This is a genomic window from Tardiphaga sp. P4_G1 (assembly GCF_056401215.1).
In genome coordinates this window covers 23,175-41,671 of the sequence record NZ_JBFUJU010000018.1, presented here as the reverse complement: position 1 = coordinate 41,671, position 18,497 = coordinate 23,175, and the positions used below count along the sequence as shown (strand labels likewise).

The window sequence follows — 18,497 nt, the reverse complement described above, 5'->3', positions numbered from 1 at the left end:
GGGTAGAACTCAGGCGGCAAGGCTGAGTGTGTATGCCGTTTTATCGCCGAAGCAGCATCATGAGGAATTGTGGCCAATAACCCCGTCAACAGCCTTAGCGCCTTGCTTGAGCAGAGCAGCGATAATTTGGCTCTGATCATCGGAAACGGCATCCACCGATACGTAGAATCGAAACGTGTAAATTCCTGGGATCAGCTGCTCGTCGAGATTGCTCAAGAGTGCTCGCCCGGGCTTGTCGAGGTGCCACCTGGCACGACGCTTACAGAATTTTATGATGTGCTGGAGCTCTTGTCTGGGAGTAAGATCGGTGCTCTGCAGGAGCAATTTTGTGCGCTCCTGGACGGTTGGGATGTACTCCCACATCACCGGAAGATCATGAACTGGGCAGTACGACACTGTACTCCAGTGCTCACGACGAACTTCGATCAAGTGTTGAGCGATGCCGTCAATGCACAGTTCTGGCGTCCGCAAAATCCGAAATTTACGAGCTACTACCCGTGGGAGTGTCACTTTAGCCAAACAGCTATCACTGATCCGTGCGCTTCTTTCGGCGTTTGGCACATTAACGGGATGGTAAAATACAAGCGAAGCATTCGCTTGGGACTTAGCCACTATATGGGGTCGGTTCAGCGAGCCCGGACTTGGCTTCATCGCAGCGGCGCCGCCCCTCTCTTTGGAGCAAAGGATCGTCGCATTTGGGCAGGTGCGAATACCTGGATTCATGTTGTATTCAATAAACCCTTGCTCATCTTTGGTTTGGCTCTTGAAGAAAACGAAGTCTTTCTCCGCTGGCTTCTGATTGAGCGTGCCAAGTACTTCAAGAAGTTTCGCGAGCGCTTTCATCCAGCTTGGTATGTTTACAAAAACGATATGTCCGACGAGAGGCAGGCCGGAAAGCTCTTTTTCTTGGAGTCGATGGGAGTCAACTGTATCGCGGTTCAGACGTTCGGAGAGATTTACGACAATGCGGGTTGGTCGTCCTGACGTGCCAGCTCAACGCATTTGTAAGGTCGCTCGCACCCGCGGGACGCCGCTATCGCTTCAGTAGCTCATACACCACGGGATCATCCGCACAGGCCTTGAAGCCGCATTCGAGCAAGGTCGATGCGACGTTCGCAGCCGTGAGGCCGATCACGAGCCAGACGGCAACATGCGCGATGACACCGGGCGCCGAGTGGGCAGCGGGGTCCTTCTCGAATTGCCGGTCGAACAGCAGCACTAGCGACAATAGAACGATGGCTGCGATGAAGCCGATCAGTGCCCAGGTGTAATAGCGATAGCCGAACAGCGCGGTGCCGAAGCCGGGATCGCCGGGCATGATGTGCAGCAGAACCTGCCGCGTCGAGACGATGGCGCCGACCACGGCGGCGAGCAGCGACAACGCGTAATGGCTGGGACGCGGGCCAAAGCGGATGTTGAGGATCGGGCCGATGGCGAGCAGCGCGAACATGATCCGCTGCAGTAGGCATAGCGGGCAGGGCAGTTCGCCCAAAATGAACTGCGCGGCAAAGGCGGCCGCCAGCAGCGCGGCGAGGGCGTAGAGTGCGAGGACGTTGAGGGCGATAGCGCGCTGTGGGGTCATGATGGCCTCAGAACGACAGTTTCAGCGCGTCGGTGGCGTGGTGCAGGAAGGTCGCCACGCAGGCGATCAGCACCACGGCGAACAGCGACAGCGCGAGCGTGCGGCTGCCATACCATGCGACGAGCATGGTGATGGCGATCGCCAGGAAAAGTGCGGTGAACTCCATGGTCGCTCCGGCGCTGAATGTGTCCGGTACCTTACGACAGATTCGCTGGCGCCCTGTCGTGTGTCTTCTGCGTCAGTCGGCGGTCTCCGCCACGGTCACACTTGTCTTGCCAGTATAATTGGTCACGGCATCGCGAAAGGCATGGACCTCGCTGTTCAGGGCGATCAGCCGTTCCGGCGTCATGCCGGCCGCGGCGAACAACGTCTCGCCAAGGCAGCGGGATTTTTCGCGCAGACCCATGCCTTTGGCAGTGAGGCTGACGACGACCTGCCGCTCATCGTCCGGATTGCGCTTGCGCGCGACGAAGCCGGCCAGTTCGAGCCGCTTCACCAGCGGCGTGACCGTGCTCGATTCCAGCGCCAGCCGGTCGGCGATGCCGCCGACGCTCTGTGCGCCGCCCTCCCACAATGTGCTCAGCACGAGATATTGCGGGTAGGTGATCTCAAGCGCGTCGAGCAGCGGCTTGTAGGCGCGGCCGATGGCCATGCTGGCGCTGTAGAGCGAAAAACAGAGCTGGTGATCCAGCGGAATGTCGGCGGGCACCACGGCAATTCTCCTCAAGTCAATATCACAATAACGTATATCGCGATAAATAAATCTCGACAAGGCGATCTGCTCGAGCCAATAACCATATCGCGATATTAATTATCGTAATATGTAATATGACCGAGGTCCTTCCGCCAGCCCGGTGGAGAGCGCCCGGCGCAAGCTTCGATGGAGACCAGCATGACCGTCCCACAGGGAACCGCCAGCCTGCCGGCCGTAGCGAGCGGAGACCTCGCACGTTATTACCTTGTGCGCGGCATCGTCGCGGCAGCCTGGGTGGCAGCCGCCTTCACCATCGGCGCGTCATCTCCGGGAGCGGCGGCCATCCTGCTGGTCAGTTACCCCGCCTGGGATGCACTTGCGAACTGGTTCGATGCCCAGGGCAGCGGCGGCTTGCTGGCCAATCCCTCGCAGGCGCTGAATGTGGGGGTGAGCCTCATTGCCGCACTGGCCGTGGCCATCGCCTTGCGCACGGGGATGAATGCCGTACTCGCGGTGTTCGGCGTCTGGGCGGCATTGGCGGGCCTCGCGCAACTCGTGACCGGCGTTCGACGCTGGCGCGCATTCGGTGCGCAGTGGGCGATGATCCTGAGCGGCGCGCAGTCGACCGCGGCCGGCCTGTTCTTTGTCAAGCAGGCGGGCGGCGCCACAGTGCCGACGATCGTGGATATCGCGCCCTATGCCGGTTTCGGCGCCTTCTATTTCCTGGTGTCGGCGCTGTGGTTGATCTTCGCGAACCGCGGGCGTACGGCCTGAGATCTGAGGACAAACCGATGATGTCGGCCCCGGCATCATCGGCCGCCTCTGTGGATGATCGCGGATTTGCTGTCAGCCGCTGCTGCCTGATCTGCTAGTCAGGTGAGAACGACGATCACTCCTGGCAGGCACGGCGACATCTCATGGCCATCACCATCTACGGCATCAAGAATTGCGATACGATGAAGAAGGCGCGCGTCTGGCTCGATAGCCATGGCGTCGCCTACAGCTTCCACGACTACAAGGCCGAGGGCATCGACAAGGCGCGGCTGCAGCGCTGGGCCAAGGAGGTCGGCTGGGAGACGCTGCTCAATCGCGCCGGCACCACGTTTCGCAAGCTGGATGACGCTGCCAAGGAAGGTCTGAACGAGAGCAAGGCAATCGCGCTGATGCTCGAGCAGCCCTCGATGATCAAGCGGCCTGTGCTCGATCTTGGCGGCAAGCTTGTGGTTGGCTTCAAGCCGGAGATTTACGCAAAAGACGTAAAATAGCGATCAGTCGATCTCGACGACGTCGCCGGCTGCGAGCCGGTGCGGCGCACGATAGGACAGGCTGCGATCGATCACCGCGCGGAGTTTCGGCACCGGCACGCTGTGATGGCCGCGCATCAGATTTTTGATTTCGAATCCACCGTCCTCGCTGATCGTCTTGAGCGACGCGATGATATGGGTGACGCCATCGCCTGATGAGAACGGCATCAGCATCCGCTCATAGGCGACAACACGACCGTTGACATCGTCGATCATCGAGACGGTATAAGTCGGCAGCTCGCGTGCGATACATTCATGATAGGCCGGCAGCACGACCGGGCCGAGGATCGGGCCGAGATAGTCGTCGAGATAGCGTCCCTTGCCGGTGGTACCATAGGCGCTCGCCATGCGGGTGCCGTTACTGTCGATGATGAGCCGCGGCGGTGCGGTGCTGTGATCAACAATGTAGTCGACGAGATCGGGACGTTCGTCGTCCATCCGATCCGGGCGATAGTTGGTGATATCGGGCAGGGCCTGTTGCGGCGCATAGAGCCGTAGCCAGCAGTTCAGCAGATCGCGCTGCCGAATGGACTTCACCACGGACGCGTCGGCGCTCTGGAAGTCCACGGCAATGATCCCCCTGATATCGATCGAGGGTAGTATGAGTACAGCAAGCAAATAATCAATGAACGCGGGAAGTCGCCTCGCAATACAATTAACGAGCGATTTTCAGAGCTCCTTGCGGCGCAAACGGATGGTGCGTTCTGCACGGTGGACCGGTCGCAGGCGGACTCTGCTTTCTGCATGCGCAGGGGGCTAACTGCCTACGACTAAGGGCGAAGTCGGTGCGACAGGCAGTCCACCCAATTCTGCCGCATTGCACCTTGCGTTCGCCGTCGCGTTGACGGCATATTCGCGCCACTCGATGTGGCCGTGCGGGGATGACTTTCAGTTTTCCCCGAAATGCGGCTGCGCAAAAAGTTGGCCACTGGCGAAGACACGCGCTGGGAAGGTCGATGGGGGAAATTTGCTTGACCGATGAGTTCATTCTCGAAACCAACGGATTGACCAAGGAATTTGCGGGCTTTTTCGCAGTCCGCGATGTCAGTCTCAAAGTTCGCCGCGGCACCATTCACGCATTGATCGGCCCTAACGGCGCCGGCAAGACGACGTGTTTCAATCTGCTGACCAAGTTCATGCAGCCGTCCGCTGGCCAGATTTTCTACAAGGGCAAGGATATCACCGCGACGGCGCCCGCCGACGTGGCGCGCCTTGGCCTGGTACGTTCGTTCCAGATCTCCGCGGTGTTTCCGCATCTGACGGCGCTGGAGAATGTCCGTGTTGCACTGCAGCGTCAGCATGGATCGTCGTTTGACTTCTGGCGGTCCAAGAGCGTGCTGGATCAGTACAATCAACGCGCGGCCGAACTGCTCGACGATGTCGGCCTCAGCGAATTTGCCAATACGCCCGCCGTGGAAATGCCCTATGGCCGCAAGCGGGCATTGGAGATCGCCACCACGCTGGCGCTCGACCCCGAGATGATGCTGCTTGACGAGCCGATGGCCGGCATGGGCCACGAGGACATCGACAAGATCGCAGCGCTGATCAAGCGCATCTCGGCGAAGTATACCATCCTGATGGTCGAACATAACCTCAGCGTCGTGTCCAATCTGTCGGACATCATTACCGTTCTGACTCGCGGAAAGGTTCTTGCGGAAGGCAGCTACGCCGATCTGACCAAGGACGAGCGCGTCAAGGAAGCTTATCTGGGAGCCGGGCATGGCTGAGATCACAATGGCCGCACCGGCAACGACTGCAGCAACCGCCAATCCAATTCTCAGCATCGAGAATCTCGAAGCTTGGTATGGCGAGTCGCACATTCTTCACGGCATCAATTTCAACGTGAAGCCGGGCGAGGTCGTCACGCTGCTCGGTCGCAACGGCGCCGGCAAGACCACGACGCTGAAGTCCATCATGGGCATCATCGGCAAGCGCACCGGCTCGATAAAGTTCGAAGGCAACGAGATCATCAAGACCTCGTCGGACAAGATCGCGAAGCAGGGCATCGCATTCTGTCCGGAAGAACGTGGCATCTTTTCCAGCCTCGACGTGAAAGAGAATCTGATGCTGCCGCCGACGATCCGGCCGGGCGGGTTGTCTCTGGATCAGATCTTCGAGCTGTTTCCAAATCTGAAAGAGCGTCTCAACAGCCAAGGGACAAAACTCTCCGGCGGTGAGCAGCAGATGCTGGCGATCGGGCGCATTCTGCGCACCGGCGCGCGCTTCCTGATGCTGGACGAGCCAACCGAGGGGCTGGCGCCCGTCATCATCCAGCAGATCGGTCACACCATTGCGCGGCTGAAGTCGGAAGGCTTCACCATCCTGCTGGTCGAGCAGAACTTCCGTTTCGCTGCCACGGTGGCGGATCGCTACTACATCGTCGAGCACGGCAAGATCATCGATGGCTTCGCCAATTCCGAGCTCTCGGCGAATATGGACAAGCTGCATACGTATCTCGGCGTCTAATATCGAATAACGGACCGAGCCAACGGTCCGACGATAGACACAACCATCAATACGGGTAGGGAGCACAGAATGAAAAAAGTCGTTTCGACGTCGCTGCTGGGTTTTACGCTGATGATGAGCGCAAGCTCGCTTGTGTTCGCCCAGGACAAGACCGCCAAGATCGGCGTGCTGAACGATCAGTCGGGCCTCTATGCCGACGTAACCGGTGTCGGTTCGACGCTGGCCGCGCAGATGGCCGTCGAGGATTCGGGGCTTGCCGCCAAAGGGTGGAAGATCGAGGTCGTGGTCGGCGACCACCAGAACAAGCCGGATATCGGCGTCAACATTGTGCGCCAGTGGTTCGACCGCGACAAGGTCGACGTGATCGTTGACGTGCCGACGTCCTCTGTCGGTCTCGCCGTCAACAACGTCGTCAAGGAAAAGAACGGCGTCTATCTGAACTCCGGCTCCGGCACATCCGATCTCTCCAATGCACAGTGCTCGCCCAACACCATTCACTGGGCCTATGACACCTATCAGCTTGCCAACGGCACCGGCTCGGCGATGGTCAAGAGCGGCGGCGATACCTGGTTCTTCCTGACCGCGGACTATGCTTTCGGCTCGGCGCTTGAGCGCGACACCACCAACGCCGTGACCGCCATGGGCGGCAAGGTGCTGGGCAGCGTGCGGCCGCCGCTGAACACCGCCGACTTCTCGTCGTTCCTGCTGCAGGCGCAGACCTCGAAGGCGAAGGTGATCGGCCTGGCGAATGCCGGCGGCGACACCATCAACTCGATCAAGCAGGCCTCCGAATTCGGCATCATCAAGGGTGGCCAGAAACTTGCCGGCTTGCTGATGTTCATTTCGGACGTCCATGCCCTGGGCCTGCCGGTTGCGCAGGGACTGAGCTTCACCGAGACCTTCTATTGGGACCTCAATGACGGCACGCGGTCGTTCTCCAAGCGCTTCCAGGAGCGCATGAAGAACAAGGCCATGCCGACCACGGTGCAGGCCGGCGTGTATTCGTCGCTGATCCACTACTTCAAGACCCTCGACGCGATGGGCGGCAACTCCCATGACGGGTTGAAGATCGTCGACAAGATGAAGGCGACCCCGACCGACGACATCATCTTCGGCAAGGGTACGATCCAGCCGAACGGCCGCAAGCTGCACCCGGCCTATCTGTTCGAGGTCAAGAAGCCTGAGGAGTCGAAGGGGCCGTGGGACTACTACAAGCTGGTGGCGACCATTCCCGCCGATCAGGCCTTCACGCCGCTCGACAAGAGTGCTTGTCCGCTTTTGAAGAAGACCTAATTTAGAAGCCCGTCGTCCAAATCATTGAGAGGAAGTCATGAAAAACAAGATTTCGACCGCACTTCTCGGCACGGCGCTTTCGCTGGCCATGGCGGGCGTCGTCATGGCCCAGGACAAGACTGTCAAGATCGGCGCGCTCAGCGATCAGTCCGGTCTCTATGCCGATCTCGGCGGCCCGGGCTCGACCCTGGCTGCGCAGATGGCGGCGGAGGATTCCGGTCTGATGGCCAAGGGCTGGAAGATCGACATCATCTCCGGCGATCACCAGAACAAGCCGGACATCGGCTCCAACATCGCGCGGCAGTGGTTCGACGTCGACAAGGTCGACACCATCGTCGACGTGCCGAATTCCGGCGTGGCACTGGCGGTGAACAACATCGTCAAGGAGAAGAACGGCGTCTACATCAATTCGGGCGCCGCGACGTCGGATCTCACCAATGCGCAGTGTTCGCCGAACACCGTGCACTGGACCTATGACACCTACATGCTCGCGCATTCGACCGGGCAGGCGATGGTCAAGGCCGGCGGTGACAGCTGGTTCTTCCTCACCGCCGACTACGCCTTCGGTGCCGCGCTGGAGCGCGATACCTCGGAAGTCGTCAAATCCTCGGGCGGCAAGGTGGTCGGCGGCGTCAAGCATCCGCTCAACACCGCGGACTTCTCCTCCTTCCTGCTGCAGGCGCAGTCGTCGAAGGCCAAGGTCATCGGTCTGGCCAATGCCGGCGGCGACACCACCAACTCGATCAAGCAGGCGGCTGAATTCGGCATCGCCAAGGGTGGTCAGAAGCTTGCGGCATTGCTGCTGTTCATCACCGACGTCAAGGCGATCGGTCTCGAAACCGCGCAGGGCCTCAGCTTCACCGAGACTTTCTACTGGGACCTGAACGACAAGACCCGCGACTTCTCCAAGAAGTTCGCAGCGCGCATGAAGAACGGCGCTCCGCCGTCGATGGTGCAGGCGGGCGTGTATGCCGGCCTCATCCACTACTTCAAGGCGCTGGAAGCGCTCGGCAGCAATCCGCATGATGGCGCGAAGATCGTTGCCAAGATGAAGGAATTGCCGACCGACGATCCGCTGTTCGGGCAGGGCAAGATTGAAGCCAATGGCCGCAAGATTCACCCAGGCTATCTGTTCGAGGTGAAGAAGCCGTCGGAATCGAAGGCGCCGTGGGATTTCTACAAGCTTGCCGGTACGGTGCCAGCCGATCAGGCCTTTACACCGATCGAGAAGAGCACTTGTGCGCTGCTGAAGAAATAAGATCGTTGGCCCGGCGGCGTCACGCTGCCGGGCCAAGACTTTCCTGCGATAAGAGTTGAGAACAACATGTCGATCAATCTACAGGCCCTGTCTGCGCAATTGCTGGTCGGACTCATCAACGGCTCGTTCTATGCGCTGTTAAGTCTCGGCCTCGCCGTGATCTTCGGCATGCTGAACATCATCAATTTCGCCCATGGCGCCGTCTATATGATGGGCGCGTTTGCGGCATATTTCCTGCTCAATCTGGCCGGCATCGGCTACTGGCCGGCGCTGATCCTGGCGCCGCTGGCGGTCGGCCTGTTCGGCATGGTGATGGAACGCACCATGCTGAAATGGATCGCCAATCTCGACCATCTCTATGGCCTGTTGCTGACCTTCGGTCTGGCGCTGATCATCCAGGGCGTGTTCCAGAATTACTTCGGCTCGTCGGGTCTGCCTTACGCGATTCCGGATGCGCTCAAGGGCGGCATGAACCTCGGCTTCATGTTCCTGCCGATCTATCGCGGCTGGGTCGTTATCTTCTCGCTGGTGGTCTGTATTGCGACCTGGTTCCTGATCGAGCGTACACGGCTCGGCGCCTATCTGCGCGCTGCCACCGAAAACCCCACGCTGGTCCGCGCCTTCGGCATCAATGTGCCGCTGATGATCACGCTGACCTATGGTCTCGGCGTCGGTCTGGCGGCACTCGCCGGCGTGCTGTCGGCGCCGATCAACCAGGTGCGCCCGCTGATGGGCGCGGACCTGATCATCGTCGTGTTCGCGGTCGTCGTGATCGGCGGCATGGGCTCGATCATGGGCTCCATCATCACCGGTTTCGCCCTCGGCATCATCGAGGGTCTGACCAAGTATTTTTACCCCGAGGCCTCCAACACCGTCGTCTTCGTGCTGATGGTGCTGGTGCTCCTTGTGAAACCTTCCGGACTGACGGGACGGGCTGCCTGATATGACAACGATCACTGAAAACGCCATTCCGTCACCCCGCCGCACCGTCAAAGACGAGATGGTCGCCTTTGCGATCATGACCGCACTGTTGCTGGTCGTGCCGCTCACTGGCGTCTATCCGTTCTTCGTGATGCAGGCGCTCTGCTTCGCGCTACTCGCCTGTGCCTTCAACCTTTTGATCGGCTATGGCGGTCTGCTGTCCTTCGGCCACGCGATGTTCCTGGGCACCGCCGGCTACTGCACGGCGCATGCGCTGAAAGTGTGGGGCCTCACGCCCGAACTTGGCATCGTCGTCGGTGTCGTCGCCGCCGCTGCGCTCAGCGTCGTCACCGGCCTGATCGCGATCCGTCGTCAGGGCATCTACTTCGCCATGATCACGCTGGCGCTGTCGCAGCTCCTGTACTTCGTCTATCTGCAGACGCCGTTCACCCATGGTGAAGACGGTATCCAGGGCATTCCGCAGGGCACGCTGTTCGGCCTGTTCAATCTCTCGAAGCCGATCACGCTGTATTACGTGATCCTCGCCGGCTTCACGCTGGGCTTCCTGATTATCTACCGCGCCATCAACTCGCCGTTCGGCGAGGTGCTCAAGGCGATCCGTGAGAACGAGCCGCGTGCGGTGTCGCTGGGCTACAAGACCGATCAATACAAGCTGCTGGCCTATATCCTGTCCGGCACGCTTGCGGGCTTCGCCGGCGCGCTGAAGGTGTTCGTGGCACAGAACGCCTCGCTCACCGACGTGCATTGGAGCATGTCCGGTGAAATCGTGCTGATCACGCTGGTTGGCGGCCTCGGCACGCTGTTCGGGCCGGTGGTGGGCGCCTTTGTGATCATCGCCATGCAGCAATATCTCGCCGGCTTCGGCCAGTGGGTGACGGTGATCCAGGGTGTGATCTTTGTGGTCTGCGTGCTGACCTTCCGCCGCGGCGTCATCGGCGAAATCGCGCATTACTTCAAGCGGTCGCTCTAAATCCAGGCACTGCCTCAGGAAAAGCAGGCTGTCATAAAGCGGTGGATGACCGGGTCTAAAAGGTGCGCGATTGCCCGCCTTGACCGGAAATGCTTTATGACATCCGTGTGACACAGGGCCGCCCGGCGGTGGCCCCGCGGGACCATGTCCGCCATCTGGCGGTCCGGTCGCTGCGTTTTCCTGACAGTTGGATGAGATGATGCTGCGTTGGTTCCGGTCCTTTCTGCCCCGGGAGGAAAGGTTTTTCGACCTGTTCGCCCGCCATTCAGTGACCGTGGTCGAGGGCTCCAAGGCGCTTGCGGGGATGCTGGAAGGCGGCGACGAGACGCCGGTCTACTGTCAGCGCGTCAACCAGTTCGAGAACGACGCCGACGCCATCACCCGCGAGGTGCTGACCGCCGTTCGCCGCACTTTCATCACGCCGTTCGATCGCGTCGACATCAAGAACCTCATCACGGCGATGGATGATTCCATCGACCAGATGCAGCAGACGGCGAAAGCGGTGATGCTGTTCGAGGTGCGCCAGTTCGAGCCGCCGATGCGCGAGATCGGCACGCTGCTGGTGGAATGCGCCAACCTTGTCGGTCGCGCCGTGCCGCTGATGAGCGCCATCGGCGACAATGTCGGCCTGCTCACCGCGATCACCGAGGAAGTCGGCAAGCTCGAAGGCCGCGTCGACGATCTGCACGACATCGGGCTCAAGGAGCTCTTTCTCAAGCATCGCGACGCCAACACCATGGATTTCGTGGTCGGCGCCGAGATCTACAAGCACCTTGAAAAGGTGGCCGACCGCTTCGACGACGTCGCGAACGAGATCAACAGCATCGTCATCGAACAAGTATAAGGCAGGGCCATCAGGTGGACGCCACGCTCGCCTTTCCGGTGCTGATCGGCCTCATCGCCATCGCATTGCTGTTCGACTTTCTCAACGGCTTGCATGACGCTGCCAATTCGATCGCGACGATCGTCTCGACGCGCGTGCTGCGGCCGCAATATGCGGTGCTGTGGGCCGCATTCTTCAACTTCATCGCCTTCCTGGTGTTCGGTCTGCATGTCGCCAACACAATCGGCACCGGGATCATCGAGCCCAGCGTCATCGATCCCGCGGTGATCTTTGCGGCCCTGATGGGCGCCATCGTCTGGAACGTGATCACCTGGGGCCTCGGCATTCCCTCGAGCTCGTCGCATGCGCTAATTGGTGGTTTGCTCGGGGCAGGTGTCGCCAAGGCAGGACTCTCGGCAGCCTTATGGACCGGGCTGTCCAAGGCGCTGCTGGCGATCGTGCTGTCGCCGCTGGTGGGCTTCCTGCTGGCGCTGGTGCTGGTGGCCATCGTGTCATGGGCCTCGGTGCGCTCGACGCCTTTCGCCGTGGACCGCGCCTTCCGCATTCTGCAGTTCGTCTCGGCCTCGCTGTATTCGCTCGGCCATGGCGGCAATGATGCGCAGAAGACCATGGGCATCATCGCGGTGCTGCTCTATTCGCAGGGCCATCTCGGCACGGAGTTTTCCGTGCCGTTCTGGGTCGTGCTGTCATGTCAGGCGGCGATGGCGCTGGGCACGCTGATGGGCGGCTGGCGCATCGTCCGCACCATGGGTCTGCGCATCACCAAGCTCACGCCGATGCAGGGCTTCTGCGCCGAGACCGGCGGTGCGGCGACGCTATTCGCGGCGACGTTCCTCGGCGTTCCCGTCTCGACCACACATACCATCACCGGCGCGATCGTCGGCGTCGGCGCAGCCCGTCGCGTATCAGCGGTGCGCTGGAACGTGGCAAGTTCGATCGTCTATGCCTGGGTGATCACGATCCCGGCCGCGGCGATCGTCGCCGCGGCGACCTGGTGGATCGTGAAGCTGCTGCATCTGAGCTTTATCTGACGCAGGTCAGGACACCAGCTTCAGCCCGGCGATGCCCGCCACGATCAACCCGATACAGGTGATCCGCGCGACGGTGGCCGGGTCGCCGAACAGGTACATGCCCAGCGCTGCGGTGCCGACCGCGCCGATGCCGGTCCACACCGCATAGGCGGTTCCCATCGGCAGTTCCTTGAGGGCGAGGGCGAGCATGCCGACGGACGCGGTCATGCTGATCAGGGTCAGGACGGAGGGGACGAGGCGGGTGAAGCCTTCGGTATATTTGAGCCCGACGGCCCAGCCGACTTCAAGCAAACCCGCGATGAACAGCAACAACCAAGCCATGGAACGGCCTCCTGGTAAAAATACAGGGCCGTCCCTGCAAGCAAAGGTCTCCCTTTGCCGGATGATGATGATTTGGAGGTCGTCCTCGCAAGGGTTATATGGGACCCACACAGCCGGATCGCAACGCGGCCGATGGTCGCCACTTCGGCCAGTTTCCCGCCCAAAATCCCTTGATTGCGCCCGTTTTCCCTGCCACAGGCACGTTTATGTCCGATATCGCCCTTTCCGCCGACTCAGCCGCGCGTTCCCCGCTTGCCACTGAGGTCGCCCGCCGCCGCACTTTCGCGATCATCTCGCATCCTGACGCCGGCAAGACCACGCTGACCGAAAAGCTGCTGCTGTTCGGCGGTGCCATCAATCTGGCTGGCCAGGTCAAGGCCAAGGGCGAGCGCCGCAACACGCGTTCTGACTGGATGAAGATCGAGCGCGACCGCGGCATCTCCGTCGTCACCTCGGTGATGACCTTCGAATTCCAGGGCCACGTCTTCAACCTGCTCGACACGCCGGGCCACGAGGACTTCTCGGAAGACACCTATCGCACGCTCACCGCCGTCGACTCGGCTGTCATGGTGATCGACGCCGCCAAGGGCATCGAAGCGCGCACGCTGAAGCTGATCGAGGTCTGTCGCCTCCGCGACATCCCGATCATCACCTTCGTCAACAAGATGGACCGCGAGAGCCGCGACGTGTTCGATCTCCTCGACGAGATCGAGAAGACGCTGGCGCTCGACACCACGCCGATCAACTGGCCGGTCGGCCGCGGCCGCGATTTCATGGGCACTTATGACATCGAGACTGGCGGCATCCGCCTGTTAGAGGGCGGCGGCGCCAAGACGGGTGCCGCCGAGAAGATCAAGATTGCCGATCTGGCCGGTCGCAATCCGAATCTCGACGCCAGCGAGGTCGCCGACGAACTCGAACTGGTGAAGGAAGCCTCCAAGCCGTTCGACCTGCAGTCGTTCCGCGAAGGCCATATGACGCCGGTCTATTTCGGCAGCGCGTTGCGCAATTTCGGCGTTGGCGATCTCTTGGAAGGCCTCGGCCGTTTCGCGCCGTCGCCGCGCGCGCAGGAGTCGAACCTGCGCAAGGTCGAGGCCGACGAGCCCCGGATGTCGGCCTTCGTGTTCAAGATCCAGGCGAACATGGATCCCAACCACCGCGACCGCATCGCCTTTGCGCGGCTGTGCTCGGGTAAGTTGACAAGGGGCATGAAGGCCAAGCTGGTGCGCACCGGCAAGAACATGTCGCTGTCGTCGCCGCAATTCTTCTTCGCGCAGGACCGTGCCATCGCGGACGAGGCCTATGCCGGCGACGTGGTCGGCATTCCCAATCACGGCACGTTGCGCATCGGCGACACGCTGACCGACGGCGAGGACATCACCTTCATCGGCGTGCCCAGCTTCGCGCCGGAAATCGTGCGTCGTGTGCGTCTCGGCGATGCGATGAAGGCCAAGAAACTGAAGGAAGCCTTGCAGCAGATGTCGGAAGAGGGCGTCGTGCAGGTGTTTCGCCCGCGCGACGGTGCGCCGGCCCTGGTCGGCGTCGTCGGCCCGCTGCAGCTCGACGTGCTCAAGGCACGGCTCGATGCGGAGTATCAGTTGCCGGTGAGTTTCGAAGTCTCGGAATTCTCGCTGGCGCGCTGGATCTCGTCCGAGGACAAGAAGAAGCTCGAGACCTTCATGTCCAACAACAATTCCGGCGTCGCGGACGACGTCGACGGCGATCCGGTGTTCCTGGCGAAGAACGACTTCTATCTGAACTACACCAAGGAACGCGCCGAGGGGATTGTGTTCTCTGATATCAAGGACGTGAAGAAGCAGGGGTGAGGCGGCGCGCTGGACCTCGGCCTTTCGTAGGCCGACGCAGTTGTCTCCCGACAGAATCAGGACGATCCGCCGGGTCGCTCCGGCGGATCTTGACCTGCTAGCGGTACGCAATACATGAACCGCTTGAGAGAACCGTATCGCTGAACTCTTAAAGAAAGATTCCTGCGCGCTAGGCGTGTCAGAAAATCTTGTGGGATGAAGCAACGCAATCGGTCGCTGCCCCCAATATAGTTGTCGCGGACTGGATACGAAATTCGTACGACCTTGAGGCACAGCCTCAGGTGCCGGATTCCACAATCCTTTTGATGTTCCCTAATCCCAACTCCGCTTCCTCGTCGATCCGCGCAATCATTTCCGCTGTTGGTGCCTTCGGCCGCGCCGGGTTGCGCACCGTGCGCGTGAACTTCGTCCCGCCATCCACGACATCGCAGACATATTGCACGACAATCGGGCCGGTGATGCTCATATGTGTCAGGCCGATCCAGAGCCGCGGACGTTCGCAGGCGATCACCAGCCAGTCCAGCGCAACCGGGCCCGACCGCGTCGACCAGTGTTCGTGAAACGTGTCGCCGAACCGCATCGGGCGATCCTCGCAGTCGATGTCGTGCGAGGAGGGCAGCCATTGTGGCCATGTTTTCGGATTGGTGACGTAGTCGAACACAGCTTCGGGCGCAGCCGCAATCACGATGGAGTGGCTGCGCTCGAACGGATGCGTCGGTGTCTTGGGTGTGGTCATAGCTGGCAGTTCCTCCGCGGTCTGTTCGCGCAGTTGTGAACGGTCTTGTTCTTGATGAGTGCGCAACGGCGCTGCGTATTGTGTGGAGGCTTTGTCGGGGAAGATGGGTACGCGGGTCAAGCCCGTGTATGACGTATGAGTTGGGCGGTAGACTCTCCCCACGTCTTGGCTGTGCAAAGCGCGAAGCGCGGCTTCGCGAGATGACCCGGCCATCCATCTTCCCTTGTGAGCCGGGCGACTGACGATGTATTCGCGGCCTTTGACATCGGGCGTGACGAACCCGGTTCCCGTCATCGACTCGCATTTGAGGCATTTCCGGTCAAATTTGATAGTGTTCTCTGGCTACGAGGTACCGGTGCCCAAGCCGTGCGTCACGACGACCTGGGCCTTTTGGAAAGTTTGAGCGAGATGAATGGGGTCATCGTCAGAACTACGCTCCAACTGATCACGCCCGGAATATTGTTCGTCTTCGGGGCTGCCTTCGTCTGCGCGTGGCTCGTCGAGAAGAAGCGCAACTACCTGCTCTTACTGGCCGGCGCGTGCGTCCTGTTTGCCCTCGGCGCGATGTCGCAGATTTTGGGTTGGCCGCCCGGCGCGGGGCCCAATGCCATCGTCTCGGGCGCGCTCTACACGTCGGCGGTTATAGCCGCTGTGGAGGGCATCCTGGTGCGTTCGGGGAAGGGGCTCGGCCCGGTCATCGACATGGCAATCCTTGCCGGCTTCGTTCTTCTGCTCGCCTATTTCTTTTATATCGATCGTAGTCTCATCGCCCGGGTCTACATCCAGAATTTCGGCTACGGCCTCCTGATGCTGATCGCAGCGGGGCGGCTCACCGCATTGGCGCGCGGGCCTTATGTCGATCGGGCTCTGTTCTGGGTGCTGTTGCTGTTCGGGTTGCATTTTTTTCCGCGAACCCTGCTCACGGTCGGATTTGCCGCGCCGGTCGACAGAACCGCGTTCAGCAATTCGATGTTTTGGCAAGCACTTCAGCTTTCGCTCGCCGTGCTCGGCGCCGGCCTGGCGCTGGCCATCCTCGCCGCGGCGGTGTCCGACATGATCGACGATCTTCGTCGCGAACGCGATCTCGATCTGTTGACCGGCATCCTGAACCGGCGCGGCTTTCAAGAACGGGTATCCGCCCATCTGCGCAAACACGGACCGAGCCGTGCTGCGCTCGCCTTGTGCGACATCGACAACTTCAAGAGCATCAACGACACCCTCGGTCATGACGTCGGGGACGATGTCCTTGGGGAGGTGGGGCGCATGCTGCGCAACGCGTCGCGCAAACGCGACATCGTCGGGCGGCTGGGCGGCGAGGAATTTGCGGTGTTCCTTCCGGATACGGACGAACAGGAAGCGGTTGATTATGCCGAACGGTTGAGGATCGCGATCGAGCAGAACAGCTTTGCCGTCCCGGGTGGAGCGAGGCAGGTCACTGCGAGCTTCGGCGTGGGGACGCTGCGGCCGGGAGATAGCTGGCCGAGCCTGTACAAGCGGGTCGATGGGCGACTTTACGAAGCGAAGCGGACCGGCCGCAACCGCACGATTTCCCATGCGCTATTGAGCGCCTCTGCCGACGCGTCTGTCGCCGGATCCGGATACGCACTCCCGCAGCTGCAGAGCCAGGATAGCGCCCGCCTCTGACGTCGAGTTCGGTTCCGCAAGGATGGGGGGGGGTTATCCAGCTTTGCGTCAGACGATTCAGTTGCAACGTATTCCATGTGCAGCGCGATGGCGTCACTATGTCGGTAACGGCTCGCCGGTCTGCTCACGCACCAGGTAATCAGCATACCAGTCCGGCCAGTTCTCGTCATGCTGGCCGCCGGTGCGCTTCTCGTGCGCGCCATGGGCGACGGCCGCCCGCCGCAATGCGGCTGCGAGGTCAGTGGATGAGTTGAACGTCGTGGCACTGGCATCGATGCGTCCGGGCAGTCGCGCGGTGATCTCCTGAAACAGCCAGCCGTTGCCGTCCGGGTCGCTGAATGATGCGAAGGAGCGATAGCTGGCCCGCGCGGGATCCGGGCCATTCACCCGAAGCCGTCCGAACAAATAAGGCTCGTCCGGCCCGACATTGACATCTCCGGCGTGGAAGGCGTCGCTCACCTTGACTCCGCGGCTGAGCAGGTCTGCGCGGGCGGCCTCGATGTCGGAGACGATCAGATACAGGCCCTGCGCCGAACCGGGCGCTGCAGCAGTGACGTTCTTGCCGAAGATGACCGAGCAATCCGACCCCGGCGGCGTGAACTGGATCACGCGATAGTCGTCGCCGACCACGAAGTCGGCATCGAGCCTCCAGCCGAGGCTTGCGTAAAAACTTTTGGCCGTGTCGACATTCGACACGGGAATGACGACGATTTCGAGCTTCATGGTGACGGACGTATCACGATGCACCTGGGGACTGCTCATGTCGGTCTCCTGAGGTCGGGGTGTAATGATGACGACGTGTGGTGCCGGGCTGCGCGCAGGCGCAACAATGTCTGCAATCGGTCGTTTGGCCGGCGTTCCGCTTGTTGGTCCGCTCGTGCGGTTGTGACCCATCCCGATCTTGATGACGCCACACGCCTGTATCATTTCAGGTGAGGGCGCATTTGCAAGGGTGTCCGAATGACACGGAACCTCACGTTACTGTTGATCGTCAGCGTGTTGGTGGCGTTCGCTGGCCAGGCGGAGGCGCGGCGGCTGCGCGCGGGCGATGCAGTACCTTTCTCGCACAGGCCGTGCAGCGTGCTCGATGGCGAGCCGTGTACGCCGTCCACCTGCAGCGTGTTCGATCACGGGCCGTGCATTCCCGAGATCGATTATCCGATCGGCCAGAACCTGCAGGTCACGGTGCTGAGCGTGCCGCCGGGCGATCAGCAGGCTCTCTATCGCCGGCCCGATCATGATCTCGATACGATCGGCGACCTGTTCGCTGCCTTGCGGTCGTGCTGGTCACCGCCCGCGACGGACGTTGCGCGTGCAGGCATGCAGATGTCGGTGATGTTCTCGTTCAACACGGCCGGTACGCCCATCGCGCCGCCGCGCGTGACCTTTGCCAGCAAGGATGTGCCGCAGGACATGCGCGACACCTATCTCAAGGCCATCAATGCCTCGCTCCATAGCTGCTTGCCGCTAAGGCTGACCAAAGGCCTCGGCGGCGCGATCGCCGGCCGGCCGATCATGATCCGCTATGTCGATAACCGGGAGTTGGAGAAGCAGTCCGGGAAGTAAGCTGCTTCCTAACCTCGCCC

Annotated in this window: 21 protein-coding genes; 14 read left to right on the top strand and 7 right to left on the bottom strand. The window is 61.0% G+C overall.

Going from position 1 to position 18,497, the window contains the following annotated elements:
• Positions 1-69: 69 nt before the first annotated feature.
• Complete coding sequence (locus AC1DUY_RS30110) at positions 70-984, top strand: SIR2 family protein (RefSeq protein WP_478119051.1); 915 nt, start codon at positions 70-72, stop codon at positions 982-984.
• A gap of 49 nt (positions 985-1,033) precedes the next feature.
• On the opposite strand, the gene AC1DUY_RS30105 is transcribed toward AC1DUY_RS30110, so the two are convergent.
• The 3 genes from AC1DUY_RS30105 to AC1DUY_RS30095 all read right to left on the bottom strand — a co-directional run bounded on the left by AC1DUY_RS30105 (position 1,034) and on the right by AC1DUY_RS30095 (position 2,294).
• Positions 1,034-1,582 (bottom strand): disulfide bond formation protein B, encoded by a 549-nt coding sequence (locus tag AC1DUY_RS30105; RefSeq protein ID WP_478119049.1) that lies wholly within the window; start codon positions 1,580-1,582, stop codon positions 1,034-1,036.
• A 7-nt stretch (positions 1,583-1,589) separates the two neighbouring features.
• Positions 1,590-1,748 (bottom strand): DUF5993 family protein, encoded by a 159-nt coding sequence (locus tag AC1DUY_RS30100; RefSeq protein WP_478119047.1) that lies wholly within the window; start codon positions 1,746-1,748, stop codon positions 1,590-1,592.
• A 72-nt stretch (positions 1,749-1,820) separates the two neighbouring features.
• Entirely contained in the window at positions 1,821-2,294 is a 474-nt protein-coding gene (locus AC1DUY_RS30095) for a MarR family winged helix-turn-helix transcriptional regulator (protein WP_478119045.1), read from the bottom strand.
• 180 nt (positions 2,295-2,474) lie between these two features.
• Between AC1DUY_RS30095 and AC1DUY_RS30090 the strand changes: the two genes are divergently transcribed.
• Both AC1DUY_RS30090 and AC1DUY_RS30085 read left to right on the top strand, forming a co-directional pair.
• Complete coding sequence (locus AC1DUY_RS30090) at positions 2,475-3,050, top strand: DUF308 domain-containing protein (RefSeq protein ID WP_478119043.1); 576 nt, start codon at positions 2,475-2,477, stop codon at positions 3,048-3,050.
• A gap of 143 nt (positions 3,051-3,193) precedes the next feature.
• Complete coding sequence (locus AC1DUY_RS30085) at positions 3,194-3,541, top strand: ArsC family reductase (protein ID WP_120292243.1); 348 nt, start codon at positions 3,194-3,196, stop codon at positions 3,539-3,541.
• Between the two features lie 3 nt (positions 3,542-3,544).
• On the opposite strand, the gene AC1DUY_RS30080 is transcribed toward AC1DUY_RS30085, so the two are convergent.
• Complete coding sequence (locus AC1DUY_RS30080; protein WP_309945466.1) at positions 3,545-4,147, bottom strand: PAS domain-containing protein; 603 nt, start codon at positions 4,145-4,147, stop codon at positions 3,545-3,547.
• Positions 4,148-4,551: 404 nt separating this feature from the next.
• On the opposite strand from AC1DUY_RS30080, the gene AC1DUY_RS30075 reads away from it, so the two are divergent.
• The 8 genes from AC1DUY_RS30075 to AC1DUY_RS30040 all read left to right on the top strand — a co-directional run bounded on the left by AC1DUY_RS30075 (position 4,552) and on the right by AC1DUY_RS30040 (position 12,384).
• Positions 4,552-5,307 (top strand): ABC transporter ATP-binding protein, encoded by a 756-nt coding sequence (locus AC1DUY_RS30075; protein ID WP_089263895.1) that lies wholly within the window; start codon positions 4,552-4,554, stop codon positions 5,305-5,307.
• Positions 5,300-6,046 carry an ABC transporter ATP-binding protein gene (locus AC1DUY_RS30070; protein ID WP_309945468.1) on the top strand — a complete coding sequence of 249 codons (747 nt, stop codon included), beginning with the start codon at positions 5,300-5,302 and terminating at the stop codon, positions 6,044-6,046. The genes AC1DUY_RS30075 and AC1DUY_RS30070 overlap by 8 nt, the downstream gene beginning before the upstream one ends.
• Before the next feature lie 69 nt (positions 6,047-6,115).
• Positions 6,116-7,339 carry an ABC transporter substrate-binding protein gene (locus AC1DUY_RS30065; RefSeq protein ID WP_478119040.1) on the top strand — a complete coding sequence of 408 codons (1,224 nt, stop codon included), beginning with the start codon at positions 6,116-6,118 and terminating at the stop codon, positions 7,337-7,339.
• 37 nt (positions 7,340-7,376) lie between these two features.
• Positions 7,377-8,597, top strand: a complete 1,221-nt coding sequence (locus AC1DUY_RS30060; protein ID WP_089263898.1) for an ABC transporter substrate-binding protein — start codon at positions 7,377-7,379, stop codon at positions 8,595-8,597.
• A gap of 66 nt (positions 8,598-8,663) precedes the next feature.
• Complete coding sequence (locus AC1DUY_RS30055) at positions 8,664-9,539, top strand: branched-chain amino acid ABC transporter permease (protein WP_089263899.1); 876 nt, start codon at positions 8,664-8,666, stop codon at positions 9,537-9,539.
• Between the two features lies 1 nt (position 9,540).
• Complete coding sequence (locus tag AC1DUY_RS30050) at positions 9,541-10,509, top strand: branched-chain amino acid ABC transporter permease (protein ID WP_093758258.1); 969 nt, start codon at positions 9,541-9,543, stop codon at positions 10,507-10,509.
• A 199-nt stretch (positions 10,510-10,708) separates the two neighbouring features.
• Positions 10,709-11,353, top strand: a complete 645-nt coding sequence (locus AC1DUY_RS30045; protein WP_089264630.1) for a DUF47 domain-containing protein — start codon at positions 10,709-10,711, stop codon at positions 11,351-11,353.
• Between the two features lie 14 nt (positions 11,354-11,367).
• Positions 11,368-12,384, top strand: coding sequence for an inorganic phosphate transporter (locus tag AC1DUY_RS30040; RefSeq protein ID WP_089263901.1), 1,017 nt, complete (start codon positions 11,368-11,370; stop codon positions 12,382-12,384).
• Between the two features lie 6 nt (positions 12,385-12,390).
• Here the strand turns inward: AC1DUY_RS30040 and sugE are convergent, their stop codons facing one another.
• Positions 12,391-12,705, bottom strand: a complete 315-nt coding sequence (sugE, locus tag AC1DUY_RS30035; RefSeq protein WP_068731015.1) for a quaternary ammonium compound efflux SMR transporter SugE — start codon at positions 12,703-12,705, stop codon at positions 12,391-12,393.
• A gap of 206 nt (positions 12,706-12,911) precedes the next feature.
• Here sugE and AC1DUY_RS30030 point away from each other — a divergent pair, with 206 nt between their 5' ends.
• Positions 12,912-14,531, top strand: a complete 1,620-nt coding sequence (locus AC1DUY_RS30030; RefSeq protein ID WP_478119036.1) for a peptide chain release factor 3 — start codon at positions 12,912-12,914, stop codon at positions 14,529-14,531.
• A gap of 277 nt (positions 14,532-14,808) precedes the next feature.
• Here the strand turns inward: AC1DUY_RS30030 and AC1DUY_RS30025 are convergent, their stop codons facing one another.
• Positions 14,809-15,267: an SRPBCC family protein gene (locus tag AC1DUY_RS30025; RefSeq protein ID WP_478119034.1), complete on the bottom strand. Its 459-nt coding sequence runs from the start codon at positions 15,265-15,267 to the stop codon at positions 14,809-14,811.
• Positions 15,268-15,633: 366 nt separating this feature from the next.
• Here AC1DUY_RS30025 and AC1DUY_RS30020 point away from each other — a divergent pair, with 366 nt between their 5' ends.
• On the top strand, positions 15,634-16,911 hold the full coding sequence (locus AC1DUY_RS30020; protein ID WP_478119032.1) for a GGDEF domain-containing protein: 1,278 nt from the start codon (positions 15,634-15,636) through the stop codon (positions 16,909-16,911).
• A gap of 96 nt (positions 16,912-17,007) precedes the next feature.
• On the opposite strand, the gene AC1DUY_RS30015 is transcribed toward AC1DUY_RS30020, so the two are convergent.
• Entirely contained in the window at positions 17,008-17,673 is a 666-nt protein-coding gene (locus AC1DUY_RS30015) for a VOC family protein (protein WP_478119030.1), read from the bottom strand.
• A 198-nt stretch (positions 17,674-17,871) separates the two neighbouring features.
• Here AC1DUY_RS30015 and AC1DUY_RS30010 point away from each other — a divergent pair, with 198 nt between their 5' ends.
• Positions 17,872-18,477: a hypothetical protein gene (locus AC1DUY_RS30010; protein WP_478119028.1), complete on the top strand. Its 606-nt coding sequence runs from the start codon at positions 17,872-17,874 to the stop codon at positions 18,475-18,477.
• Positions 18,478-18,497: the final 20 nt, after the last annotated feature.